This is a genomic window from Pseudomonas sp. P1_A1 (assembly GCF_056406935.1).
Window position 1 is genome coordinate 1 of sequence record NZ_JBFTZE010000013.1, and the last position, 23,711, is coordinate 23,711.

The 23,711-nt window shown below is 59.2% G+C and carries 23 protein-coding genes; 9 read left to right on the plus strand and 14 right to left on the minus strand.

All coding sequences use genetic code 11. The features are described 5' to 3' along the window. Positions 1 to 422: 422 nt before the first annotated feature. The 6 genes from msrQ to AC1D2Q_RS19270 all read right to left on the minus strand — a co-directional run bounded on the left by msrQ (position 423) and on the right by AC1D2Q_RS19270 (position 6,405). A complete protein-coding gene (msrQ, locus tag AC1D2Q_RS19245; protein ID WP_477814211.1) occupies positions 423 to 1,043 on the minus strand; it encodes a protein-methionine-sulfoxide reductase heme-binding subunit MsrQ in 621 nt (206 codons plus the stop codon). Then, positions 1,043 to 2,056 carry a protein-methionine-sulfoxide reductase catalytic subunit MsrP gene (gene msrP, locus AC1D2Q_RS19250; protein WP_477814212.1) on the minus strand — a complete coding sequence of 338 codons (1,014 nt, stop codon included), beginning with the start codon at positions 2,054 to 2,056 and terminating at the stop codon, positions 1,043 to 1,045. The genes msrQ and msrP overlap by 1 nt, the downstream gene beginning before the upstream one ends. 63 nt (positions 2,057 to 2,119) lie before the next feature. Then, positions 2,120 to 2,977, minus strand: a complete 858-nt coding sequence (gene pssA / locus AC1D2Q_RS19255) for a CDP-diacylglycerol--serine O-phosphatidyltransferase (protein WP_008006914.1) — start codon at positions 2,975 to 2,977, stop codon at positions 2,120 to 2,122. A gap of 145 nt (positions 2,978 to 3,122) precedes the next feature. Continuing rightward, positions 3,123 to 4,139 carry a ketol-acid reductoisomerase gene (ilvC, locus tag AC1D2Q_RS19260; protein WP_003228216.1) on the minus strand — a complete coding sequence of 339 codons (1,017 nt, stop codon included), beginning with the start codon at positions 4,137 to 4,139 and terminating at the stop codon, positions 3,123 to 3,125. A gap of 47 nt (positions 4,140 to 4,186) precedes the next feature. Beyond that, entirely contained in the window at positions 4,187 to 4,678 is a 492-nt protein-coding gene (ilvN, locus tag AC1D2Q_RS19265; RefSeq protein ID WP_003205610.1) for an acetolactate synthase small subunit, read from the minus strand. Positions 4,679 to 4,680: 2 nt separating this feature from the next. Beyond that, positions 4,681 to 6,405, minus strand: a complete 1,725-nt coding sequence (locus AC1D2Q_RS19270; protein WP_026286735.1) for an acetolactate synthase 3 large subunit — start codon at positions 6,403 to 6,405, stop codon at positions 4,681 to 4,683. A 399-nt stretch (positions 6,406 to 6,804) separates the two neighbouring features. Between AC1D2Q_RS19270 and AC1D2Q_RS19275 the strand changes: the two genes are divergently transcribed. Beyond that, positions 6,805 to 7,227 (plus strand): DUF4124 domain-containing protein, encoded by a 423-nt coding sequence (locus tag AC1D2Q_RS19275; RefSeq protein WP_477814213.1) that lies wholly within the window; start codon positions 6,805 to 6,807, stop codon positions 7,225 to 7,227. 18 nt (positions 7,228 to 7,245) lie between these two features. Here AC1D2Q_RS19275 and AC1D2Q_RS19280 read toward each other — a convergent pair whose 3' ends face one another. From AC1D2Q_RS19280 to mrcB, 3 genes are read right to left on the minus strand one after another with little or no spacing between them, the layout of a single operon-like run. Beyond that, on the minus strand, positions 7,246 to 7,581 hold the full coding sequence (locus AC1D2Q_RS19280; protein WP_477814214.1) for a YqcC family protein: 336 nt from the start codon (positions 7,579 to 7,581) through the stop codon (positions 7,246 to 7,248). After that, positions 7,581 to 8,315, minus strand: a complete 735-nt coding sequence (locus AC1D2Q_RS19285; protein ID WP_018930214.1) for a tetratricopeptide repeat protein — start codon at positions 8,313 to 8,315, stop codon at positions 7,581 to 7,583. The genes AC1D2Q_RS19280 and AC1D2Q_RS19285 overlap by 1 nt, the downstream gene beginning before the upstream one ends. A 16-nt stretch (positions 8,316 to 8,331) precedes the next feature. After that, positions 8,332 to 10,650 carry a penicillin-binding protein 1B gene (gene mrcB / locus AC1D2Q_RS19290; RefSeq protein WP_477814215.1) on the minus strand — a complete coding sequence of 773 codons (2,319 nt, stop codon included), beginning with the start codon at positions 10,648 to 10,650 and terminating at the stop codon, positions 8,332 to 8,334. A 118-nt stretch (positions 10,651 to 10,768) separates the two neighbouring features. Here mrcB and AC1D2Q_RS19295 point away from each other — a divergent pair, with 118 nt between their 5' ends. The 3 genes from AC1D2Q_RS19295 to AC1D2Q_RS19305 all read left to right on the plus strand — a co-directional run bounded on the left by AC1D2Q_RS19295 (position 10,769) and on the right by AC1D2Q_RS19305 (position 13,275). Further along, a complete protein-coding gene (locus tag AC1D2Q_RS19295) occupies positions 10,769 to 12,325 on the plus strand; it encodes a bifunctional aminoglycoside phosphotransferase/ATP-binding protein (RefSeq protein WP_477814216.1) in 1,557 nt (518 codons plus the stop codon). 91 nt (positions 12,326 to 12,416) lie between these two features. Continuing rightward, positions 12,417 to 12,761 (plus strand): pentapeptide repeat-containing protein, encoded by a 345-nt coding sequence (locus AC1D2Q_RS19300; protein ID WP_019582853.1) that lies wholly within the window; start codon positions 12,417 to 12,419, stop codon positions 12,759 to 12,761. 241 nt (positions 12,762 to 13,002) lie between these two features. Next, positions 13,003 to 13,275: a TfoX/Sxy family protein gene (locus AC1D2Q_RS19305; protein WP_009050884.1), complete on the plus strand. Its 273-nt coding sequence runs from the start codon at positions 13,003 to 13,005 to the stop codon at positions 13,273 to 13,275. A 268-nt stretch (positions 13,276 to 13,543) separates the two neighbouring features. On the opposite strand, the gene AC1D2Q_RS19310 is transcribed toward AC1D2Q_RS19305, so the two are convergent. Genes AC1D2Q_RS19310 through AC1D2Q_RS19320 form a run of 3 tightly spaced genes read right to left on the minus strand, consistent with a single transcriptional unit; the run spans position 13,544 to position 16,176 of the window. Beyond that, complete coding sequence (locus AC1D2Q_RS19310) at positions 13,544 to 14,413, minus strand: ChaN family lipoprotein (RefSeq protein WP_477814217.1); 870 nt, start codon at positions 14,411 to 14,413, stop codon at positions 13,544 to 13,546. A gap of 12 nt (positions 14,414 to 14,425) precedes the next feature. Continuing rightward, complete coding sequence (locus tag AC1D2Q_RS19315; RefSeq protein ID WP_477814218.1) at positions 14,426 to 15,193, minus strand: heme ABC transporter ATP-binding protein; 768 nt, start codon at positions 15,191 to 15,193, stop codon at positions 14,426 to 14,428. After that, positions 15,193 to 16,176, minus strand: coding sequence for a FecCD family ABC transporter permease (locus AC1D2Q_RS19320; protein ID WP_477814311.1), 984 nt, complete (start codon positions 16,174 to 16,176; stop codon positions 15,193 to 15,195). The genes AC1D2Q_RS19315 and AC1D2Q_RS19320 overlap by 1 nt, the downstream gene beginning before the upstream one ends. Before the next feature lie 248 nt (positions 16,177 to 16,424). Between AC1D2Q_RS19320 and AC1D2Q_RS19325 the strand changes: the two genes are divergently transcribed. Then, positions 16,425 to 16,742: a Rieske (2Fe-2S) protein gene (locus AC1D2Q_RS19325; RefSeq protein ID WP_477814219.1), complete on the plus strand. Its 318-nt coding sequence runs from the start codon at positions 16,425 to 16,427 to the stop codon at positions 16,740 to 16,742. Here AC1D2Q_RS19325 and sfsA read toward each other — a convergent pair. Then, the gene (gene sfsA / locus AC1D2Q_RS19330; RefSeq protein WP_477814220.1) at positions 16,739 to 17,446 is read right to left on the minus strand and encodes a DNA/RNA nuclease SfsA; all 708 of its coding nucleotides are present in this window, start codon (positions 17,444 to 17,446) and stop codon (positions 16,739 to 16,741) included. The genes AC1D2Q_RS19325 and sfsA overlap by 4 nt on opposite strands. Beyond that, positions 17,446 to 18,618 (minus strand): pyridoxal phosphate-dependent aminotransferase, encoded by a 1,173-nt coding sequence (locus tag AC1D2Q_RS19335; protein ID WP_477814221.1) that lies wholly within the window; start codon positions 18,616 to 18,618, stop codon positions 17,446 to 17,448. The genes sfsA and AC1D2Q_RS19335 overlap by 1 nt, the downstream gene beginning before the upstream one ends. Before the next feature lie 332 nt (positions 18,619 to 18,950). On the opposite strand from AC1D2Q_RS19335, the gene dksA reads away from it, so the two are divergent. From dksA to AC1D2Q_RS19355, 4 genes are all read left to right on the plus strand, one after another. Next, on the plus strand, positions 18,951 to 19,391 hold the full coding sequence (dksA, locus tag AC1D2Q_RS19340) for an RNA polymerase-binding protein DksA (RefSeq protein WP_007902025.1): 441 nt from the start codon (positions 18,951 to 18,953) through the stop codon (positions 19,389 to 19,391). Between the two features lie 209 nt (positions 19,392 to 19,600). After that, a complete protein-coding gene (gene gluQRS, locus AC1D2Q_RS19345; protein ID WP_477814222.1) occupies positions 19,601 to 20,497 on the plus strand; it encodes a tRNA glutamyl-Q(34) synthetase GluQRS in 897 nt (298 codons plus the stop codon). Between the two features lie 80 nt (positions 20,498 to 20,577). Then, the gene (locus AC1D2Q_RS19350) at positions 20,578 to 20,754 is read left to right on the plus strand and encodes a hypothetical protein (RefSeq protein WP_003176118.1); all 177 of its coding nucleotides are present in this window, start codon (positions 20,578 to 20,580) and stop codon (positions 20,752 to 20,754) included. Then, positions 20,738 to 23,692, plus strand: coding sequence for a sensor histidine kinase (locus AC1D2Q_RS19355; RefSeq protein WP_230173164.1), 2,955 nt, complete (start codon positions 20,738 to 20,740; stop codon positions 23,690 to 23,692). Before AC1D2Q_RS19350 ends, AC1D2Q_RS19355 begins: the two co-directional genes overlap by 17 nt. Positions 23,693 to 23,711 lie beyond the last annotated feature (19 nt).

Sequence of the window (23,711 nt, forward strand, 5' to 3'; positions counted from 1 at the left end):
GAATTGCTTGATTCAGTTGTTAAAGAGCGGTTGGTTAAGAKCTTTCGTCTCAACCGAGGCGCGCATTCTACAGCAGCCTCTGTTGCTGTCAAGCGGTTATTTTCAGAAGTTTTCAAAGTTTCCCGTAAGAAACATCAGCAACTTCAACCACTTGCGCTTCCGATCTCTCGTTAGCGGGAGGCGAATTCTACAGCGTTAGTCGCTGCTGTCAACACCTCTTTTTCTCCGCTTTCGACCGAGAAGATCGAATCGTTAATAAGGCGACAACATCCTGCCTTACCAACTCCTTCTGGCTTCGATGAACTGAAGCGTAATCGCTGTCGAAAACTGCGTAACTCGTTGTTTACCAAGGAGTTTTCCGTTTCGACTGCGCCGGAAGTGGGGCGAATTATAGACGTCCAGAATCTGCCGTCAACCTCTAATTACGCCTTTCTTGCAGAAGGTGCCTTTTTAACGATTAAACGTGGAATTCGGCGCGTTACAGGCGGCAATCTCAATACTAATAACAACGCACCTATAGAAGCGTAGATCGCCCACTCCCTCAGATCGGCGCGAACGATCCACAACATATGCAGCAACCCAAGCCCGAGAATCACATAGACCAACCGATGCAATCTTTTCCAGCGAACGCCCAAACGCCGCTGACTGTAACGATTGGAGGTAACCGCCAGCGCCAACAAACCGAGAAACCCCAGCACCCCGACGATAATGTACGGCCGCTTGCGCAACTCGATACCCAGTTGTGACCAATCAAAGCCGAGGATGAACGCCGTATAGCCGCTCAAATGCAAAACCACATAGGCGAAACACCACAACCCCAACTGCCGTCGGACAGCTATCCACCCCGACCAACCGGTGAGCTTCTGCAAAGGCGTCATGCTTAACGTAATGAGCAGCAGGACAAGCGCCCCCAACCCCAGACGATCAACCAGCACCTTTCCCGGATCAGGCCCCAGCACATCCGCCCAGGCTTGATACAACCAAAGCAGCGGCCAAATCGCCGCGGCAATAAAGACACCAATACGCCAGAACAGATATCGCATCAGTAATTCTTCCGCAGATCGAGCCCTGCATATAAAGAAGCGACTTCATCCGAGTAGCCGTTGAACATTTGCGTGTCCCGCACATTGGGCTTGAACAGACCGCTCGGCAAACGTCTTTCCCGTGCCTGCGTCCAGCGCGGGTGGTCGACTGTCGGGTTCACGTTCGCATAAAAGCCATACTCATTCGAGGCAATGCTCTGCCAGGTGGTTTTCGGCTGCTCACTGACCAGACTGATTCGCACGATGGACTTGATGCTCTTGAAGCCGTATTTCCACGGCACCACCAGACGTAGCGGCGCACCGTTCTGATTGGGCAACTCACGCCCATACATGCCTACAGCGAGAATCGCCAACGGATTCATCGCCTCATCCAGGCGCAGTCCTTCCACATATGGCCAGTCGATCAAGGCGAAGCCAGAACGCTGTCCAGGCATACTCTTGGGATCTTGCAGGGTTTCAAAGCGAATGAATTTGGCCTTGGACGTCGGTTCTACTTCCTTCAGCAAAGCCGAAATTGGAAAACCTATCCACGGAATGACCATCGACCAGGCCTCCACGCAGCGAAGACGATAAATACGCTCCTCCAGCTGATAAGGCTTCATGAAGTCTTCCAGCGCATACCGCCCCGGCTTACCCACCTCCCCATCTACCACCACGCTCCACGGCTCGGTTTTTAGCGCCCCGGCGTTGGCCGCTGGATCGCCTTTGTCGGTACCGAACTCATAGAAGTTGTTGTAGTGGGTCGCATCCTTGAAAGGCGTGATTGCTTCATCCTTGACGTTGACCGCTCCCCATTTAGTGGAAGGCAGTTTTTCGGCAAACCAGGACGGTGCCTTGCCAGGCTCGACATCGGCATAGCGCGCGGTATCGTCGGCACTCGCCCAGCGCGGCAGCGTACTCACAGCCAAACCGGCAACGGCAGCGCCTAATACATTGCGACGAGAAAGGTAGAGAGATTCAGGCGTGACGTCCGACTCATGACAGTCAGACGCTTTGGGGACTTTGATCAGCATGGCAACTCCGCAGCATTGGAGGACAGATGCACCCATAGACTGCGGAGTATGAGGGAAATTACATCACTCGGCTTTTTTGTGCCGACGAAGACGCAGCAGGTACTGCACCGGTCCGGAGGCCGCGTAGGCGAGGAACACCAGCAGCAGGATACGCGGCGGATCACTGAACACAACGGCGAATACCAATACCACCGCCAGGATCGCGACAAAGGGAACGCGCCCCTTCAAGTCCAGCTCCTTGAAGCTGTTGTACTTGATGTTACTGACCATCAGCATGCCCGCGGCGGCAACCATCAGCGCAACCAGGAACGACATTTTGGAACCCTGAATGCCGTAATCGCTGAACGCCCAGACAATTCCCGCGACCACACCGGCCGCGGCCGGGCTGGCCAGACCGATGAAGTAGCGCTTGTCGGCGGTGCCGACCTGCGTGTTGAAGCGTGCCAGGCGCAACGCCGCACCCGCCACATAGATGAAGGCGACCATCCAGCCGACTTTGCCCATATCGCCCAAAGCCCAGCCGAATGCCAGCAAAGCCGGCGCGACGCCAAAGGCAACCATGTCTGACAGGGAGTCGTACTCGGCACCGAAGGCGCTTTGGGTATTGGTCATACGGGCAACGCGACCATCAAGACCGTCGAGCACCATGGCGACGAAAATCGCGATCGCAGCGAACGCAAAATACTTGCTCGCGCCGATTGCATCACCGGCACTCAAGGCGCTCTGGGCGCTCATCGAGTTGATGATGGAATAGAACCCTGCGAAGAGGTTCGCAGTGGTGAACAGATTCGGCAGAAGATAGATACCACGATGCCGGACTTTACGGCCTTCAGCGTCATGCCCTTCTTCGATGTGCTCATCGATGGGCAGAAGGCTTTCGGCGTCAGAAGCCTGCTTTGGCTCTTCGGGACGTTCGCTCATGGACATTACCTTGCAACGGGGTGGAAAGTTTCGACAGGTGTCTGGGACGACGGTTCGACCGCAAACGATGCAGCTTTATACCAGAACCGGCGGATCCAAACGAAAAAACGCGGCCTAGGCCGCGTTTTCCGTACAAGCTCGTGACTTAGTTCTTGGCTTTGTCGACGATCTTGTTGGCACCGATCCACGGCATCATGGAGCGCAGTTGCTCACCGATGATTTCGATACCGTGAGCGGCGTTGTTACGACGCTTGGCGGTCATCGAAGGATAGCCGGTGGCGCCTTCGCTGATGAACATCTTGGCGTATTCGCCGTCCTGAATACGTTTCAGGGCGTTGCGCATGGCCTGACGGGATTCGGCGTTGATCACTTCCGGACCTGTCACGTACTCGCCGTACTCAGCGTTGTTGGAGATCGAGTAGTTCATGTTGGCGATACCGCCTTCGTACATGAGGTCAACGATCAGCTTCAGTTCGTGCAGGCATTCGAAGTAGGCCATTTCCGGCGCGTAGCCAGCTTCAACCAGGGTTTCGAAACCGGCTTTTACCAACTCAACGGTACCGCCGCACAGAACGGCTTGTTCGCCGAACAGGTCGGTTTCGGTCTCGTCCTTGAAGGTGGTTTCGATGATACCGGTACGACCGCCACCAACGCCGGCAGCGTAGGACAGCGCAACGTTTTTGGCGTTGCCCGAAGCATCCTGGTAGATAGCGATCAGGTCAGGGATACCGCCGCCTTTGACGAACTCGGAGCGCACGGTGTGGCCCGGAGCTTTCGGCGCGATCATGATCACGTCGAGGTCAGCGCGCGGCACAACCTGGTTGTAGTGGATCGCGAAGCCGTGGGAGAAGGCCAGGGTGGCGCCTTTCTTGATGTTCGGCTCGATTTCGTTCTTGTACAGGGAGGACTGGAACTCGTCCGGGGTCAGGATCATGACCAGGTCGGCAGCCGCTACGGCGGAAGCAACGTCAGTCACTTTCAGGCCGTGGGCTTCGGCTTTGGCAACGGTGGCCGAACCTTTACGCAGGCCAACGGTAACGTCAACGCCGGAGTCTTTCAGGTTGCACGCTTGAGCGTGACCTTGGGAGCCGTAGCCGATGATGGCAACTTTCTTACCCTGGATGATCGACAGGTCGCAGTCTTTATCGTAGAAAACTTTCATGAATTTCCCCTTTATATCTGGCCCTTCAGGCCATTCGCTAATTTGGTTTAGATGCTCAGTACTTTGTCGCCGCGGGCAATCCCGGTGACGCCACTGCGTACGGTTTCCAGAATCGAGGCAGTGCCAATCGATTGAATGAAGCTGTCGAGCTTGTCGCTGGTACCGGTCAATTGAACGGTATACACGCTGGCGCTGACATCAACGATCTGCCCACGATAAATATCGGTGGTGCGCTTGATCTCGGCGCGCTGGGCGCCGGTGGCCTTGACCTTGACCAGCATCAGTTCGCGCTCGATGTGAGCACTCTCCGACAAGTCGACCAGTTTGACCACTTCGATCAGCTTGTTCAGGTTCTTGGTGATCTGCTCGATGATTTCATCATGGCCGACAGTGGTCAGCGTCAGACGCGACAAAGTCGGGTCTTCGGTTGGCGCCACGGTCAGGCTTTCGATGTTGTAGTTGCGCTGCGAAAACAGGCCGACTACACGAGACAGAGCGCCCGGTTCGTTTTCCAGAAGCAGGGAAATAATGTGCCGCATGATTAAGTACGCTCCGTCTTGCTCAACCACATATCACGCATGGAGCCGTCTTTGATCTGCATCGGGTAGACGTGCTCGCTGGTGTCAACCGAGATATCGATAACCACCAGGCGATCTTTCATGGCGAACGCCTCCTCCATCTTCGACTTCAAATCTTTCGAGTCGGTGATGCGCACGCCAACGTGACCATAGGCCTCTGCCAGTTTGACGAAGTCAGGCAGCGATTCCATGTAGGAGTGCGAGTGACGGCTGCCATAACTCATGTCCTGCCACTGGCGAACCATACCCAGCACGCCATTGTTCAGGATGACGATTTTTACCGGCAAACCGTATTGCAGGCAGGTCGACAGTTCCTGAATGTTCATCTGGATGCTGCCCTCGCCTGTTACACAGGCGACATCGTCATCCGGGAAGCTCAGCTTGATGCCCATGGCCGCCGGAAAACCGAAGCCCATGGTGCCCAGGCCACCGGAGTTGATCCAGCGGTTCGGCTTGTTGAACTTGTAGTACTGCGCCGCGAACATCTGATGCTGACCCACGTCGGAGGTCACAAAGGCGTCGCCCTTGGTCACTTCGCACAGGGTTTCGATCACGGTCTGCGGCTTGATCACGCTGCCGTCGCCCTTGTCGTAAGGGAACAGACCGCGGTCACCGCGCCACTCATCAACTTGCTTCCACCAGCTGGCAACGGACTCCTTGTTCGGGGTCTCGCCGATTTCCTTGAGGATCGCGACCATTTCGGTCAGGACGCTCTCGACCGGGCCAACGATAGGCACGTCTGCCTTGATGGTCTTGGAAATCGAAGCCGGGTCGATGTCGATGTGAATGATCTTGGCATTCGGGCAGAACTTGGCCGGGCCGTTGATCACGCGGTCATCGAAACGCGCGCCGACTGCAAGGATCACATCGGCATGGTGCATCGCCAGGTTGGCGGTGTAGCTGCCGTGCATGCCGAGCATGCCGATGAACTGACGGTCGGTGCCAGGGTAGGCACCCAGGCCCATCAGGGTATTGGTCACTGGCAGGTTGAGCATCTTCGCCAGCTCGGTCAGCGGCGCAGAGCCACCACCGAGGATCACGCCGCCGCCCGAATACAACACAGGGCGCTTGGCCGCCAGAAGCATTTCGGCTGCCTTGCGGATTTGCCCGGAGTGACCGCGAACGGCCGGACTGTAGGAACGCAGTTTGGCTTTTTTCGGGAAGATGTATTCGAACTTTTCGGCCGGGTTGGTCATGTCTTTCGGGATATCGACAACGACCGGACCAGGACGACCGGATTGCGCCAGGTAGAACGCCTTCTTCATGACTTCAGGGATTTCCGAGGCGTGCTTGATCATGAAGCTGTGCTTCACGATCGGCCGGGAGATACCGATCATGTCGGTTTCCTGGAACGCATCGGTGCCTACCATGGTGCTAGGCACCTGGCCGGAAATGACCACCATCGGAATGGAGTCCATGTAGGCCGTGGCAATACCGGTGATGGCGTTGGTTGCGCCCGGGCCGGACGTCACCAGTACCACGCCGGCTTTACCGGTGGCACGGGCATAGCCGTCAGCCATATGGGTCGCAGCCTGCTCGTGACGAACCAGGATGTGGGTCACTTCCGGTTCTTTGAACAGGGCATCATAGACATGAAGAAGAGCACCACCCGGGTACCCGTAGATATATTTGACGCCTTCGTCACGCAAAAAGCGGACGAGCATCTCACCGCCAGATAAAAGCTCCACGTTGTTCACCTCTAAAACGCCAGAATACCGCCCACATACAAGAGGACGGGTCTTAATAGGTTTACTTCTCGGCAGAGCATGAGCGACGGTGGTCGCCGACTACGTCAGCACTGACTGAGCAAGTATTGGGATCGTCCCAAGTGTTGCGGGCCTTTCCCACCCAGCGCGAGGTAACGCGTTGCGGGTGTAACAGGTCGGCGCGGATGTGCGCCTCATGATCTACCGAGTGGGTCTGCTTCTGGCAGTCCCTCTACAGCGGACTTTGGATTCTTCTGTTTCGCCCATCGCAAGTCAAGCCGTCAATGTGCTTTATTGAACTAAGCGCATGAGAACGCAAGAAAAAACCTTTAAACCGCAACTGTGTTAGCTTCAATTGCGCACCCCTGACAAGGAAATGGCATGCGAACGCTCATCTTCACTACCAGCTTGCTGATCAGCCTGAGCCCTTTGTGCATGGCGGGTCAGATCTATAAATGGGTCGATGCCCAGGGCGTCACTCATTTCGATGCGCAGCCGCCCCAGGGCCGGGAGGCCACCGTCATGGTCACGCCCTCCCCGCCCATCGGCAAACCGGGCGTGCTACCGCGCGGCAACGTCATCGGCGATCAAAAGGCCATCGATCACAAAGTGAAAAAGCAGGTCGCCGAGCAGCAGGCCCAGCTAAAAGCATTCTGCGAACAGGCTCGGACGAACCTGGCTCAACTGCAGAACAATCCGCGATTGCGGGAGGAAGTCGACGGCGAGACGCGCCGCCTGACCGATCAACAACGTCAGGAGCGCATCACCGAAGCACAGAAACAAATTGCGAAAAACTGCCAGTAAGCGCTGGCAGTTTCCGATTCAGCGGGAGACGGTGATCAACTCGTCGAACTCTTTGAGCAAGACCTGAAGCTGCCGATCCTTGCCCCGGACGTTGCGGGAGGCGAAGACCATTTCGGCCATCTCCTGAATCCCCGATGCGTTGGGCAATGGCAGATCCTGCTCCAGGATCGACTTCATCCTTGGCAGGAAGATCCATTGCAGCCACTGCTCGAAATCCAGCGTATCCACCGAAAACGGTTCAACGCTGGAGAGCGCCTCAGCGGACGGCGGCACTTCATCCCACCAACCCTGAACGCGCAGTTCGCGCTCGATCAACAGCAACTGCTCGGCAATCTTCGGAAAGCGCATATCCATCACAGCGAAACCTTGGCCTTCTGACGAGCCAACGCAGCACCGGCCGGGTCACCTTGCTTCTCACGGGCCTGGGCGATCAATTCCCACAGGCTGGCCTGAAGATCCGGACGCCCATTGGCGAACGTCAGGCCACGACGGGCAAACTGTTCGGCCTGCGCCGCATCACCTTGAGCCATACGTACCTGCGCCAGGCGATAAAGCACTTGCGGCTCGCGCGGTGCAACGCGCTGGGCACGTTCGAGGCTGGAAGATGCGCCATTAAGGTCGCCACTGGCCTGTTGCTGCTGGGCGGTGGTCAACAATGCCAGGACCGGACCGTCCAGTTGTTCATCGGCGGACAGTCCGCCGGAGTTCGCTGAAGGAATCCCGCTGGGCGTCGACGGCATGCTGTAACTGCCCTGATTGATCGGTGCCGACTGAACCGGCGAGGTATCAATCGGCCCTGGAGTAATCGGACCCGGGGTAATCGGCGAAGTGCTGATCGGTGCCGAGGAGACAGCACCACCCCCCGGGACCATCACCACGACGCCGGTGTCACCTTGCGGGATCGCCTGAGTCTGAGCTTGTACAGGACGCTTCACCGTCGACTGCCGGAACCCGCCATTGGCCGAAATCCGCTCGCTGTTGGAGACGGCAGTGCCGGCATCCTCAACCGGGATCGAACCACGCTGCACAGTGGAGCAGCCGCTGAGCAAAGCCACGGCAGTCACCGCTGGAATCAACCACTTGTTCACTTCAAATCCTCTTTGCTTAATTCATCCAGCCCTTGACCCAATCCATCACCGATTCTGCAGGGCTTTCGCCACCGCAAGCAGCACCGGGAGGCGGTTCACTGCCGCGAATATACGGCATCTGCACCGCACCTGGGCAGTTGGCTTCGGAACCTTGCCCGGTGCGCGAATCGACCCAGGCCTGAACAATATTGTCCGGCTGCGGCATGTCCAGCGGCAGCGGATCGGCTTTACGCATGAAACTGGTCCAGACCTGCAACGCGCCGGTGGCACCGGTGAACGGTGTCTTGCCATTATCATCGCGCCCCAGCCAGACCACGGCCAGCAGATCCTGACTGAAACCGGCGAACCAGCTGTCCCGCGAATCGTTACTGGTACCGGTCTTACCGGCCAGGGTCAGGGTTTTCGGCAACACGTTATAAACCGAACTGCCGGTACCTTCACGCATGACGCGCTGCATGGCGTTCTGGATCAGGTAAATGGACGCCGGATCAAATTGCTGCTGAATCTGGAACGGATAACGCTTGAGCGGCTCGCCCTCGGCAGTCAGTACGCTGCGAATCCCGCGCATCGGCGTATTGAACCCGCCATTGGCCAGCGTCTGGTACATGGTCGCCACTTCGATCGGGGTCATACCGCCGGCACCGAGCAACATCGACGGGAACGCCGGGAATTCGCGGCTTACGCCCAGGCGTGCCAGGGTCTTCAAGACATTCGGCACGCCCACCGCCAACCCGAGACGCGCGGTCGACAGGTTGTAGGAATGCGCCAACCCTTGGTACAGGAACACCGTGCCGTGGGAACGGCGATCATAGTTCTGTGGTTTCCAGATCTGACCGTCCGCGCCTTTGACCGAGAAGTAGTCGTCCGATAGCCAACTGGTCAGCGTGTACTGGCTCGGCTTTTCAAGAGCGGTCAGATAAACCGCCGGCTTGATCAAAGAGCCGATCGGCCGCACCGCGTCCAACGCGCGGTTAAAACCGGCAAAACTCGCCTGACGGCTGCCGATCATGGCCTGGACCTCACCGGTTTCCGGATTGGTCACGACCATCGCCGCTTCCACGTCATCGGACCCCTTGCGCCCAGCCAGGCGCTTGAACGTGTCGTTGACCGAGGCTTCGGCTTTCATCTGCAGGATCGGGTCGAAACTGGTGAAGATTCGCAGCCCTTCTTCGGTCAAGTCTTCGTCGCGGTAGTCTTCGCGCAACTGACGTTTAACCAGATCAAGGAAGCCCGGGAACGAGCTGTCGGCCAACTTGCCACGAGTGGTCACACCCAGTGGCATTTTCTTCGCCGCCTCAACCTGTTCGGCGCTGGCAACGCCTTGCTCCTTCAGAACATCGAGCACCAGATTGCGCCGCTCCAGCGCCCGCTCAGGGTTGCGACGCGGGTTGTAATAGGACGGCCCCTTGACCATGCCCACCAACAAAGCGACTTGGTGCAATTTCAGCTCGGACAATGGCTGCCCGAAGAAAAACTGGCTGGCCAGGCCGAAGCCGTGCACCGCGCGCTGACCATCCTGGCCGACGAACACTTCATTGAGGTAAGCCTCAAGAATGTCGCGCTTGTCGTAATGCAGCTCAAGCAACATCGCCATCATGGCTTCGGTGAGCTTACGGGTCAGGCTGCGTTCATTGGTGAGGTAGAAGTTCTTGACCAACTGTTGCGTCAGCGTGCTACCGCCCTGGGTCATCTTGCCGCCCGAGGTGTTGACGTAGATAGCTCGGGCAATCGACTTCGGCGACACGCCCCAGTGGCTGTAGAAATCCCGGTCTTCTACGGCCACCAGGGTTTCGAGCAGATACGGCGGAACCTGATCGATCTTGATCAGGATGCGGTCTTCAAGGTTTTTCGGGTAAATCCCGCCGATCAGCAGCGGCTCYAGTCGCACCACGGAAAGCTTCGAACCGTTGGTCGCCGAGAGCTCGGCCACGTAATCGCCGGAGAACCGCACGCGCACGGGCTGCGCCTGCTCCATGCCTTCATAGAACTGGAAGCCTCGGGTATTCAAGTCGACGGTATTGCCATTGACCGCTGCCGCGCCGGGGCCGTTGCTGACCGCTTCGCGCCGGTAGCCCAAAGCATCGAGTTCGGTGAGGAAGTCGTCCTTGCTGAGCTTTTGCCCGACGAACAGCTCGAGCGGGCGCGCGTACACCTTGGCCGGGATGGTCCAGCGCTTGCCGGAGAATTTCTCCTGGACCACGGCGTCGAGGTAAACCGCGAACCCGGCGAGCACCACAAGGCCGACCAGGCTGAGTTTAAGGGCCCAGCCCAGCCAGGGGCGCATGCCCTTGGAAGGTGGTTTTTTAGGGGTGCGGGGGGATCGAGTTCGAGTCATGGCGGCGGATTATACGCACTTTATTCATCCTCAACAGGAGCCCTCTGAGGTTTGCGTCGGACGGACTTGCAGCCATAATGACGGCCTTGAATTTTCCCCAGACTCTGAAGGATCGCCTGTGAGCCAGTCCCTGATCGCTGCCCTGCAAAACCCGGCCCTCTACCCGCATCCCGTAGAAGGGTTCCAGGTCATCGAGACCCATATTTCCTGGGTGATACTCACCGGTCCCTATGCTTATAAAGTGAAGAAGCCGGTGAACTTCGGCTTCCTCGACTTCACCAGCCTTGAGGCCCGCGAGCACTTCTGCGGTGAAGAGCTGCGCCTTAACCAGCGCCTGACCCATGACTTGTATCTTGAAGTGTTGCCGATCACCGGCAGCGCCGAGGCGCCACAACTGGGCGGCGATGGTCCGGTTGTCGATTACGCCCTGAAAATGCGTCAGTTCCCACAAAGCCAACTGCTCAGCACCCTGCAAGCCAACGGCGAATTGACCACCACGCACATCGACGAGATGGCCGCGCAGATCGCTCAATTCCACCTCAGTGCGCCGAAAGTGCCTGCCGAACACGAAGCCGGCACGCCGGACAGCGTCATGGCGCCGGTACGGCAGAACTTCGAACAAATTCGCCCGTTCCTCAGCGACAAGGCCGATCTGCTGCAACTCGAGGCCCTGCAAGCCTGGGCCGAAAGCAGCTTCGAGCGCCTCAAGCCGCTGTTCGCCCAACGCAAGGCCGACGGCTTCATTCGCGAATGCCATGGCGACATTCACTTGGGCAACGCCACTGTAATCGACGGCAAAGTGGTGATCTTCGACTGCATCGAGTTCAACGAACCGTTCCGCTTCACCGACGTTTACGCCGACACCGGCTTCCTGGCAATGGACCTGGAAGACCGCGGCCTGAAGAGCCTGGCGCGCCGTTTCATCAGCCAATACCTGGAACTGACCGGCGACTACCAGGGCCTTGAGCTGCTGAACTTCTATAAAGCCTACCGCGCACTGGTTCGCGCCAAGGTCAGCCTGTTCAGCATGCCGGCCGAGGCCGATCCGGTGCAGCGCGCTACCACTCTGCGTCAGTACCGCAACTACGCCAACCTGGCAGAAAGCTACAGCACCATTCCTTCGCGTTTCCTGGCGATCACCCACGGTGTTTCCGCCGTCGGCAAAAGCCATGTGGCCATGCGCCTGGTGGAAGCATTGGGTGCCATTCGCCTGCGTTCGGATGTCGAGCGCAAGCGTATGTTCGGCGAACAGACCGTACCGAACGACCCGCAGGCCGGCATCTATAGCGCCGACGCCAGCGTCGCCACCTATGCCCGCCTGCATGAGGTTGCCAATGTAATTCTGCGTGCCGGTTTCCCGGTGGTGATCGATGCCACTTATCTCAAGCGCGACCAACGCGACAGCGCGGCAAAAATCGCCGAGGCCACCGGCGCGCCGTTCCTGATCCTCGATTGCGACGCACCGCAAGCGGTGATCGAGAGCTGGCTGAAGCAACGCCAGGCGGACAATAACGATCCGTCCGACGCCAACCTGGCTGTTATCGCCGCCCAGCAAGCCAGCCGCGAGGCACTGACGCCAGCAGAAATCCTCTGCAGCAAGCGCGTCCAGACCAATGAAAGTGGCACCCTCGATACGGTCGTTGCGCAGATTCGCCAGCGCCTGCCTGGTCTGTAAGAAACTATTTCAACCGTGAGGCCCTCGCCGGCTTCACGGCTGTCAAATAGTGGCACTATACTGGCGTCATAAAACCATCAGGTGATGTGACATGAGCCAGCCAAAACTTCTCGACACCCCGCTTTATGCCTTGCTGCACAAAGACGACATCACAAGCTTCAACAATGAACGCCCGAAAGATGGACCTATCGACATGGTCGGTGGTGACTTCCGGGGTCTTGATCTGCGTGAACTGAACGCCGACGGCATCGACTTCACCGATGCCTATTTTCGCTCTGCCGACTTGCGCGGCATCGATTTTCGCAACTCATCCCTGGAAGGCGCGAGCCTGGCCCACGCGCAGATCTCCGGCGCCTACTTCCCGCCAGAGCTGAGTGCCGATGAGATTCTGATGTCGATGAATTTCGGGACACGCCTGCGTTATCGCACTCGCTAAAAAGCGACGTTTCACTTAGTCCGGCGCCCCGCCTTGCGCCGGACTTTGTAGTTTTTGTGCTCGAAAACTCAATTCTTCGTACGCCTTCGGACTGCATCCGTCGCCTTCTCCCGCCGTTTCTTGAGTTTGCCTCTTAGAAGCTTTTGCGTCGAAACCGACCAAACAATCACGCTTTTCCTACTGATGGCTACACTGCTGAGAGGCTCGCCCACGCACCGTTCGGCTGTCGCAAGGAGGCTTGATGAATGATGAACTGCAACACCTGAAGAATCTTGGCAAGACGTCGGCGCAATGGCTGCATGCCGTGGGCATCCACAGTGCCTCGGACTTGCGTCGGCTGGGAGCTGTGGACGCTTATCGGGCCGTGCGCACTCGCGGTTTTCGGGCGTCCAAGGTGTTGTTGTATGCGATTGAAGGCGCGTTGATGGATGTTCACTGGAACGACATTCCCGCCGAGCGCAAGGAAGCCTTGAACAAACAGCTGGATGCTATTTCGTCTCGCCACAAGAATTGAACGGGTAATCTCACTCGAACGCACAGCCTGAAACCCAATGATTACGAGGCTTTCCAGCGAAGGAATGACGTGTTTCACGAATACGAGAAATCAGCGGTTGACTTGGTAATGAGAATCGCTATTATTATCACAACTGGTCGCGAGACTGGTCGATATTCTGAAAAGCCCTTGGTTCGGACTCTCAGATTATCTCCTCATCAGGCTAATCACGGTTATTTGACCCGGCTCTTGCCGGGTCTTTTTTTGCCTGTGGAAAACTCGCCTGATTTTATTGGCCTGACGGCTTGCCGAACTGCTTGCGCATTTGCGCGCAGTAATCCTGCGGCGGCGTGGTGGGCGTATACCAGACGTAATCGGCCATAGCCGACGTGACCTCAGCGCCCTGCTCCGCCAGCATCAATACCGTTGGTGCCTCGGGCTCCCCCAGATCCAGCATATGGATCGGCACCCCGACATCCTTGCGCGCGTGGAACGCGCCGGCAAACAACAGTGAAGGCATCGGTGCCGCCCGTAATCGCTCGGCTATCCGCCGGTCACGCTGCTGCTGCACGGCCAGCATCGCGGGCATCTGTGATTCAGGCAGCAAGCCGCAGTGGGAATCGCTGATCTGCGCCAGCAACTCATTCTTGACCGTCGGAGCGTTGGAGCGCGTACCGCTCAATGTCGGCGGTTTGGCATAGACAGTACGGACTTCAGGCGTGTCCAGATTGGCCGCCAGTAACGGGTACGGCTGAGTCAGGGCAAACCGAACGATCGGCCCGTAAAGATTCCAGTCCCATCCCGGCTGCCAGGCCAACGCCACGGACAAATCGGTCGGCAGCGGTGAGGCATGCCGAACGTCATCGACGCGCTGTTGCTGAGCCGGCGTCAGCATTTCCAGCAGCAGACTGCCTTGAGGCCGTCGCTCACCCAGTGCCTGCAATAACCACAATTGCAGCTGATGGTGATCACGATTGTCATGCTGCTCGCCAACGATCAGCCGCGAAGGTTCCGCCAACCGTGCAAGCAGTTCTTGCGCCGTCAGGGTCTTACCGCTGCGCAGATCCCGGATTTCGCCGCTGACCGGCGGCGGCACCGACACATGCTGGCAGGCACTCAGTAACAGCGCTGCCAGAAAAACCATCACGCGTGTTTTCATCCCTAAAACACCTCAGCGGGCGATGATCAGCGGATGCCCACGCTCCGGGTGCGGTTGCACCAATACTTCCAGCCCGAACACAGCCTTGAGCGGTTCCGGGCGCAATACCTGTTCCGGCGTGTCCAGCACCAAAGGACGCCCACCTTCGAGCAGTAACAGGCGATCACAATAACGCGCCGCCAGGTTCAGATCATGCAGGATCACCAGCACCGCCGCACCGCGATCGGCGAATTCACGCACCGCTTGCAGCGTGGTGTGCTGATGCAGCGGGTCGAGCATCGACGTCGGCTCATCGAGCAACAACGTCTGCCCCGCCTCGCCCGGCCAAAGCTGCGCCAACACCCGCGCCAAATGCACCCGCTGACGTTCGCCGCCAGACAACGCCAGATAACTGCGACCACTCAAGTGCCCCGCATCGGCCGCCTGCAGCGCGGCGGCGACAATCTCGTCATCCCGGACCCGACCGCTTTGATAAGGTAGACGGCCCATGCCGACCACTTCTTCGACGCGAAAGGCAAAGTCCAGGGTCGACACTTGCGGCAACACCGCCAAACGTCGGGCTCGCTGCGCTCCGTTCCAATGACTCAGCTCACGCTCATCGAGCCAGACGCTGCCATGGTCCGCAGGCAATTCGCCGCACAGGGCGCCGAGCAACGTGCTTTTGCCGGCGCCATTAGGCCCCAACACGCCGAGGACTTCGCCCGGTTGAAGCTCTAGGGTGATGTCCTCCAGGACAACTTTTCGACCGCGGCGGATTTGCAGGTTCTGCGTTCGCAGCATCAGGCACGCCCTCTGAACAATAAATACAGAAAGAACGGCGCGCCGATGAGGGCCGTGACAATCCCGATCGGCAACTCAGCCGGCGCCAACGCCAGCCGCGCCACCAGATCAGCAAACAACAGGAGACTGGCCCCCGCCAACACCGATGCCGGCAACAACACCCGATGATCGGGGCCGACCAGCAGCCGCACCAGATGCGGCACCACCAGGCCGACAAACCCGATCATCCCCGCCGCAGCTACCGCCGCGCCGACACCCAACGCCGTGCAGAACACCAATTCGCGCTTGAGTCCTTCGACGTCGATACCCAGGTGGCCGGCCTCCGACTCCCCCAGCAACAAAGCGTTCAAGGCCTTGGCCCGACGCGGCAACCACAGTGCCACGCCGGTGCCCACCAGAAATAACGGCCAGAGTCGCGCATAACTGGCGCCGTTAAGGCTGCCCAGGTTCCAGAACGTCAGGGTGCGCAGGGTCGCGTCATCCGCCAGATAGGTGAAGAGCCCGACCGCCGAACCAGCCAGGGCAGTCAATGCAATACCAGCCAGCAGCATGGTCGCGACGTTGGTCTGGCCATTGCGCCGCCCCAGTCGATAGACCAGCGCCGTCACCCCCAACCCGCCGAGAAACGCGCACACCGACAACAGATATGGCCCGAAGGATTCAGGCAGTCCACCGAATACCGAGCCGCCGACAATCGCGATAGCCGCGCCCAGTGCTGCGCCGCTGGAAACCCCCACCAGGCCCGGATCGGCCAGCGGGTTGCGAAACAATCCCTGCATTGCAACGCCGGACAGCGCCAGCACCCCGCCCACCGCCAAGCCCAGCAAGGTTCGCGGCAGGCGAATTTGCCCGAGGATCAGTTCGGCCTGCTCCAACCCGTCGGCAGCAATCGGCACACCGACCAACCGCAGCGCCGCCCGCAAGGTGTCGAACAACGGCAAACTCACCGGCCCCAACGCCAGCGACAGCCAGATCGCCAGCAAACACAACAGGCTCAAGCCAATGAACAACGCGCGAGGTTTAATCAGAAGGGTCATTGGCCAGTCGTACCGGGATCGAACAGGTGCATAAACAACCTCCTTTAAAGGTTTCCCGGGCATAGTCATGACAGGCCAAGTATTCTCGGCATCCGGTAATCGCCCTGCGGGCGAGCCGTCATTTGATAATTGCTTGCATTTGAACGTCAAGCTCGGACATTCCGGGTCACGAGCCGCAGGACTTGAGGATAGACATGAAGCTTCTTTGCACAGGCGCCGAATTGGCTGACGCCAGCAGTCGCGGTTTCGACGTCGACGGTCAGAAACTCCTGGCCGTGCGCCGGGGCGGTCGGGTGTATGTGTATGAAAATCGCTGCCCGCACCGGGGCGTCGGGCTGGAATGGCAGCCCGACCAGTTTCTCGACCCCAGCAACAGCCTGATCCAGTGCGCGACCCACGGCGCACTGTTTCTGATCGAGGACGGTGAATGCGTCGCCGGCCCCTGCGCCGGACAATCCCTGACCAGCGTCCTGTGCCGCGAGGACGAACAAGGGATCTGGGTTACGCTCTAAAGCAACACATCCAGCCGCCGATCGACCACCATCTCTTCGTGGGTCAAGCGCACGCCATACGCCAGCACTTCGACTCCACACGCCACCGCCTCACGCAACGCAGCTGCGTAGGCCGAATCGATTTCTTCGGCAGGACGTACCGCGTCGATCCCTGTCAGGTTCACGCAATACAACTGCACTGCCCGAATCCCGTCCCTGGCCAAATGCGCCAGTTCGCGCAAATGCTTGGCCCCACGCTGGGTCACCGCGTCAGGAAATGCTGCCACCGCCGAGCCATCGAACCCCAGGGTGACGCTTTTGACTTCCACATAAGCCGGCCCGCCCGGGTAATCCAGACGGAAGTCGATACGGCTGCTTTCCTGACCGTAGGCCACTTCGCGCTTCAGTTCGGTAAAGCCGTTCAGCTCAGCGATGACGCCAGCCCGCAGCGCCTCCTCGATCAAGCCGTTGGCGCGCCCGGTGTTCACACAGAACAACCGTCTCTGCGGGGTTTCGCCAATTTCCCAAGTGCCGGGCAACTTGCGCTTGGGGTCAGTGGAGCGGCTAAACCAGACTTGCCCGCCCTCGACCTGGCAATTAAGCATTGAACCGGTGTTCGGGCAATGAATGGTCAGCAACTCGCCGCCAACGGTTTCGATATCGGCGAGAAAACGCTTGTAACGACGAATCAAGCGACCTTCTTCAAGGGGAGGATGAAAACGCATCAGCCTTGCCAGCTCTTCAAACCGCGGGCGATCCGCTCGACTGCTTCTTGCAAGCGCGGAAGGCTTTGGGTGTAGGCAAACCGCACATGATGCCCGGCCTGATAGCGCCCGAAGTCCAGGCCCGGGGTAATTGCAACGTGCTCGGTTTCGAGGAAGTGCCGGCAGAACGCGAAGGCATCGCCGCCGAACTTGCTGATATCGGCGTACAAATAGAACGCACCTTCCGGTTCTACGGCGATACCGAAACCCAATTCCCGCAGGGCTGGCAGGAGGAAGTCACGACGTCGACCGAACTCGGCGCGGCGCTCCTCGAAAATGCTGATGGTGGCGGGCTCGAAGCAGGCCAATGCCGCGTGCTGGGCCATGCTCGGTGCACTGATGTAGAGGTTCTGGGCAAGCTTCTCCAGCTCACCGACCGCCGCTTCAGGTGCGACCAGCCAACCAAGCCGCCAGCCGGTCATGCCGAAATACTTGGAAAAGCTATTGAGGACGAACGCGCTGTCATCGACTTCCAGCACGCTGGCCGCGTCCGTGCCGTAAGTCAGGCCGTGGTAAATCTCGTCGACCACCAAATGACCGTGGCGGGCCTTGATCGCCGCGGACAGCCCGGCCAGCTCATCACGGGTCAGGATGGTCCCGGTGGGGTTGGCCGGCGATGCTACCAGGGCACCGACGCTGTCGTGATCCCAGTGACGCGCGACCAGGTCCGGAGTCAGTTGATAACGCACGTCCGGGCCGACCGGCACCAGCTGCGCCGCACCTTCCACCAGGCGCAGGAAGTGCCGGTTGCACGGGTAACCCGGGTCGGCCAGCAGCCAGTGCTTGCCTGGGTCCACCAGCAAGGCACTGGCCAACAGCAATGCGCCTGAACCGCCAGGCGTGATCAGGATGCGTTGCGGATCGATGTTCAGCCCGTAGCGCTGCTGATAAAACCCCGAAATGGCCTCACGCAGCTCAGGGATGCCGCGAGCGGCGGTGTAACGGGTCTTCCCCGCCGTCAGCGCGGCCTGGCCGGCCTGGATGATCGGCTCGGCGGTGGTGAAGTCCGGCTCGCCGATTTCCAGGTGAATCACGTCGTGGCCAGCCGCTTGCAGCTCGTTGGCCCGCGCCAGCAGGGCCATGACGTGGAACGGTTCGATAGCGCGACTACGCGCACTGTAGGACAGAGCCATTAGCCTTCCTTACAACGGGAAAAGAATTGATTCTACCCAAGCGCAGGAACGAGCGAGAGTCTAAAGCGGTCAGAGCCATATAATGCTGGTCTCAATCGATTCAAGCGTATGTCTCAGGTTTGGCTAAAATCAATAATTGATCAGGTCTCCCTAGCCACCAGACGAAGCTTTGCAATCTTTTGCAAGCACCACGGGCCGCGGGCTCGACATCCGGGAGTAGCGCGGTCCGATTTGATCTGGTAAGTTCGCCCGCTTGCAGCCGCAGGGCCGGCAGGTGTCGGTGATGGAGCAATCCTGCGCAATGGATTACAAGAGTAGAGGCGGTCCATTTCATGCCCACCCAAGCAAAGCAGCAAAATCAGTCGATCAGCGGCTTCGAACCCTACAAAGAAGTGAAGGGCGAAGAGTACATGGGCAAACCCATGCGTGCTCACTTCACCAAGATCCTGAACAAGTGGAAACAGGACTTGATGCAGGAAGTCGACCGTACCGTTGATCACATGAAAGACGAAGCGGCCAACTTCCCTGACCCGGCAGACCGTGCCAGCCAGGAAGAGGAATTCAGCCTCGAATTGCGCGCCCGCGACCGTGAGCGCAAGCTGATCAAGAAAATCGACAAGACCCTGCAACTGATCGAAGACGAAGAATACGGTTGGTGCGAGTCCTGCGGCGTCGAAATCGGCGTCAAGCGACTGGAAGCCCGTCCTACCGCCGACATGTGCGTTGACTGCAAGACCCTGGCGGAAATCAAGGAAAAGCAAGTCGGCAAGTAATCTCGACTTGAACGAAAGACGGAGCGTGCGAACGCTCCGTTTTTGTTTCTGATATTTGCTGCGACTTCGAAATCGCCTTCGTCGGATCGCCGCCCGGAACAAACTTCTCTCCTACAAAGGCTGGCGCAATCTCCTGTAGGAGCTGAGCTTGCTCGTGAAGGCGGCTTCAAGCCGTGCTCAATACGATTGGACAGCCTGACATCGCCCTTATGACCGCCATCGCCTCTTCCGCCTACATCGGGCGCTTCGCCCCCACGCCCAGCGGGCATCTGCACTTCGGTTCGCTGGTTGCAGCACTGGCCTCGTACCTCGACGCCCGTTCGGTCGGCGGGCGCTGGCTGGTGCGCATGGAGGATCTCGATCCGCCACGCGAGGAGCCCGGCGCTCAGGCGGCGATTCTCAAGGCGCTGGAAAGCTACGGTTTCGAATGGGATGGCGAGATGGTCCGACAGAGTGACCGGCACGCGGCCTACGCCGAAGTCCTCAATCGCCTGTTCAGCCAGGGCCTGGCCTACGCATGCACCTGCTCGCGCAAGCAACTGGAGCCGTATCACGGCATCTATCCCGGGTTCTGCCGCAACGCGGGGCACGGCACTGAGAATGCGGCGATCCGCGTGCGTGTACCGGAGCTGGAATACCACTTCATCGACCGGGTGCAGGGCGAATTCCGTCAGCACCTGGGCCGCGAGGTGGGTGACTTCGTGATTCGTCGCCGTGACGGGCTCTATGCCTATCAATTGGCGGTAGTGCTGGACGATGCCTGGCAAGGCATCACTGATATCGTGCGCGGCGCCGACCTGCTGGACTCCACGCCACGCCAGCTCTATCTGCAAGAACTACTCGGCCTGCCGCAACCGCGCTACCTGCACATCCCGCTGATTACCCAGCCGGACGGCCACAAACTCGGCAAATCCTATCGCTCGCCGCCGTTGACCGAAGATCAGGCCACGCCGCTGTTGCTGCGCGCATTGCGGGCGCTGGGGCACAATCCTGTTACCGAACTGAATGACGCTACACCACGGGAAGTGCTGAACTGGGGTATTGCGCACTGGGATGCATTGCTGATCCCGCGCACACTGACGTTGCCTGAAGCGCAACTGCAGTGATGCCACTTGCAGTGGCGCACCCATCCGTTACCATCGCCGCACGTTTTCGGGCACGCGCATAAAAAAAGAGAGAGGCCGGGATGTACATCTATCGCTTGGTCCTGCTCCTGGTAGTGGGGATTTATCTGTTCTCCCCCGCCATCATGGATTGGTGGATCGACGCCACTGGCGCCTGGTATCGCCCTTATTTGCTCTGGCTGATTCTGATCGTCGTGACCTTCATCCTGCAGAGCCAAAAAGATGCCGATGAGCTTTAGCCTGACCCAGATGATCCTGATCAGCGCCGCGTACCTGGCGGTGCTGTTCGGTGTGGCCTGGATCAGTGAACGGGGCATGATCCCCCGGGCGATCATTCGCCACCCGCTGACCTACACCCTGTCGCTGGGCGTTTATGCCAGTGCCTGGGCGTTTTACGGCACGGTGGGCCTGGCCTATCAGTACGGCTACGGTTTTCTGTCCAGCTACCTCGGGGTTTCCGGGGCGTTTCTGCTGGCGCCGGTGCTTTTGTACCCGATCCTGAAAATCACCCGTACTTACCAACTCTCATCGCTGGCCGACCTGTTCGCGTTCCGCTTCCGCAGCACCTGGGCCGGTGCGCTGACGACGATTTTCATGCTGATCGGCGTGCTGCCGTTGCTGGCGTTGCAGATTCAGGCGGTGGCCGACTCCATCGGCATCCTCACCCGCGAGCCGGTGCAGCATCGCGTGGCCCTGAGTTTTTGCGCGCTGATTACGCTGTTCACGATTTTCTTCGGTTCGCGCCACATCGCCACCCGTGAGAAACATGAAGGCCTGGTGTTCGCAATCGCCTTCGAGTCGGTGATCAAGCTGATCGCGATTGGTGGCGTCGGCCTGTATGCGCTGTACGGCGTGTTCGACGGCCCGCAACAGCTGGAACTGTGGCTGCTGCAAAACCAGACCGCCCTCGCCGCCCTGCACACGCCACTGCAGGAAGGCCCATGGCGCACGCTGCTGCTGGTGTTCTTCGCCTCGGCGATCGTCATGCCGCACATGTACCACATGACCTTTACCGAAAACCTCAACCCGCGTTCGCTGGTCAGCGCGAGCTGGGGCTTGCCGCTGTTCCTGCTGCTGATGAGCCTGGCAGTGCCGTTGATTCTCTGGGCCGGGTTGAAACTCGGTGCCACCACCAATCCGGAATATTTCACCCTGGGCATCGGCATCGCCGCCAATAGCAAAGCCCTGGCGCTGTTGGCGTATGTCGGTGGATTGTCGGCGGCCAGCGGGCTGATCATCGTTACTACGCTGGCGCTGTCCGGGATGGCCCTGAACCACTTGGTGTTGCCGCTCTATCAGCCACCGGCCGAGGGCAACATCTACCGCTGGCTGAAATGGACCCGCCGGGCGCTGATCGTCGCGATCATCATGGCCGGCTACGGTTTCTACCTGATGCTGGGCGCTGAACAGGACCTGGCCAACCTCGGCATCGTCGCCTTCGTCGCCACGTTGCAGTTTCTGCCGGGGGTGTTGTCGGTACTGTACTGGCCGACCGCCAACCGTCGCGGCTTCATCGCCGGCCTCCTGGCGGGGATTCTGGTGTGGCTGGTGACGATGCTGTTGCCGCTGGTCGGCAATCTGCAAGGCTTCTACATTCCGTTGCTGAACATGATTTACGTGCTGGACGACACCAGCTGGCACATGGCGGCGATTGCCTCGCTGGCCGCCAACGTGCTGATGTTCACCCTGATTTCACTGTTCACCAACGCCAGCCCCGAAGAGGCCAGCGCCGCCGAAGCCTGCGCGGTGGACAACGTTCGTCGCCCGCAACGCCGCGAACTGCATGCCGCCTCGCCTCAGGAATTCGCCACGCAACTGGCCAAACCGCTGGGCGCCAAGGCGGCGCAGAAAGAAGTCGAACAAGCGCTGCGTGACCTTTATCTTCCGTTCGACGAACGCCGGCCTTACGCCTTGCGTCGTTTGCGTGACCGTATCGAAGCCAACCTCTCCGGCCTGATGGGCCCGAGCGTGGCGCAGGACATGGTCGAAACCTTCCTGCCCTATAAGGCCGGCGGCGAAAACTACGTTACCGAAGACATCCACTTCATCGAAAGTCGCCTCGAGGATTACCACTCACGCCTCACCGGCCTTGCCGCCGAACTCGATGCCCTGCGCCGCTACCACCGCCAAACCCTGCAGGAATTGCCGATGGGCGTGTGCTCGCTGGCCAAGGATCAGGAAATCCTCATGTGGAACAAAGCCATGGAGGAGCTGACCGGGATTGCCGCGCAGCGTGTGGTCGGTTCGCGCCTGAGCACCATTGCCGATCCGTGGAAAGAGCTGCTGCAAGGCTTCATCAATCTGCCGGACGAACATTTGCACAAGCAGCACCTGGCCCTCGATGGCCAGACCCGCTGGCTGAACCTGCACAAAGCGGCGATCGACGAACCGCTGGCGCCGGGTAACAGCGGCCTGGTGCTGCTGGTGGAAGACCTGACCGAAACCCAGATGCTCGAAGACAAGCTGGTGCACTCCGAGCGCCTGGCCAGCATTGGCCGACTGGCGGCCGGCGTGGCCCATGAAATCGGCAACCCGATCACCGGCATTGCCTGTCTCGCGCAGAACCTGCGCGAAGAACGTGAAGAAGACGCCGAACTCACGGAAATCAGCGGGCAGATCCTCGAGCAGACCAAACGCGTGTCACGCATCGTTCAGTCGCTGATGAGCTTCGCCCACGCGGGCGGTCATCAGCACAGCGACGAGCCCGTTTGTCTGGCGGAAGTGGCCCAGGATGCCATCGGCCTGCTGGCCTTGAACCGGCGCAATTTCGAAGTACAGTTCTACAACCTGTGCGACCCCGATCACTGGGTCGAAGGCGACCCGCAGCGGCTCGCCCAGGTATTGATCAATCTGCTCTCAAACGCCCGTGACGCCTCGCCTCCGGGCAGTGCAGTGCGCGTCAAGAGCGAAGCCGGCGAACACACGGTCGATCTGATCGTCGAAGACGAAGGCAGCGGTATTCCCTCGAGCATCATGGACCGACTGTTCGAACCCTTCTTCACCACCAAGGATCCTGGCGAAGGCACCGGTCTGGGCCTTGCACTGGTCTATTCCATCGTTGAAGAGCATTATGGACAAATCACCATCGACAGCCCGGCTGATGTTCAAAGCCAACGCGGCACCCGTATCCGGGTGACCTTACCGCGTCATGTCGAAGCGACGTCCGCTGTGAACTGAGACCGTCGAGAGTATCGAA

What these genes read in the sequence shown, in the direction of transcription:
- sfsA (WP_477814220.1), bottom strand. Translation starts at nt 17,446, where the DNA reads ATGCGTTTTCATCCTCCCCTTGAAGAAGGTCGCTTGATTCGTCGTTAC.
- dksA (WP_007902025.1), top strand. Translation starts at nt 18,951, where the DNA reads ATGCCCACCCAAGCAAAGCAGCAAAATCAGTCGATCAGCGGCTTCGAA.
- AC1D2Q_RS19305 (WP_009050884.1), top strand. Translation starts at nt 13,003, where the DNA reads ATGAATGATGAACTGCAACACCTGAAGAATCTTGGCAAGACGTCGGCG.
- AC1D2Q_RS19315 (WP_477814218.1), bottom strand. Translation starts at nt 15,193, where the DNA reads ATGCTGCGAACGCAGAACCTGCAAATCCGCCGCGGTCGAAAAGTTGTC.
- pssA (WP_008006914.1), bottom strand. Translation starts at nt 2,977, where the DNA reads ATGAGCGAACGTCCCGAAGAGCCAAAGCAGGCTTCTGACGCCGAAAGC.
- msrQ (WP_477814211.1), bottom strand. Translation starts at nt 1,043, where the DNA reads ATGCGATATCTGTTCTGGCGTATTGGTGTCTTTATTGCCGCGGCGATT.
- AC1D2Q_RS19350 (WP_003176118.1), top strand. Translation starts at nt 20,578, where the DNA reads ATGTACATCTATCGCTTGGTCCTGCTCCTGGTAGTGGGGATTTATCTG.
- ilvC (WP_003228216.1), bottom strand. Translation starts at nt 4,139, where the DNA reads ATGAAAGTTTTCTACGATAAAGACTGCGACCTGTCGATCATCCAGGGT.
- AC1D2Q_RS19335 (WP_477814221.1), bottom strand. Translation starts at nt 18,618, where the DNA reads ATGGCTCTGTCCTACAGTGCGCGTAGTCGCGCTATCGAACCGTTCCAC.
- AC1D2Q_RS19275 (WP_477814213.1), top strand. Translation starts at nt 6,805, where the DNA reads ATGCGAACGCTCATCTTCACTACCAGCTTGCTGATCAGCCTGAGCCCT.
- ilvN (WP_003205610.1), bottom strand. Translation starts at nt 4,678, where the DNA reads ATGCGGCACATTATTTCCCTGCTTCTGGAAAACGAACCGGGCGCTCTG.
- AC1D2Q_RS19355 (WP_230173164.1), top strand. Translation starts at nt 20,738, where the DNA reads ATGCCGATGAGCTTTAGCCTGACCCAGATGATCCTGATCAGCGCCGCG.
- AC1D2Q_RS19325 (WP_477814219.1), top strand. Translation starts at nt 16,425, where the DNA reads ATGAAGCTTCTTTGCACAGGCGCCGAATTGGCTGACGCCAGCAGTCGC.
- AC1D2Q_RS19300 (WP_019582853.1), top strand. Translation starts at nt 12,417, where the DNA reads ATGAGCCAGCCAAAACTTCTCGACACCCCGCTTTATGCCTTGCTGCAC.
- AC1D2Q_RS19310 (WP_477814217.1), bottom strand. Translation starts at nt 14,413, where the DNA reads ATGAAAACACGCGTGATGGTTTTTCTGGCAGCGCTGTTACTGAGTGCC.
- AC1D2Q_RS19280 (WP_477814214.1), bottom strand. Translation starts at nt 7,581, where the DNA reads ATGGATATGCGCTTTCCGAAGATTGCCGAGCAGTTGCTGTTGATCGAG.
- msrP (WP_477814212.1), bottom strand. Translation starts at nt 2,056, where the DNA reads ATGCTGATCAAAGTCCCCAAAGCGTCTGACTGTCATGAGTCGGACGTC.
- gluQRS (WP_477814222.1), top strand. Translation starts at nt 19,601, where the DNA reads ATGACCGCCATCGCCTCTTCCGCCTACATCGGGCGCTTCGCCCCCACG.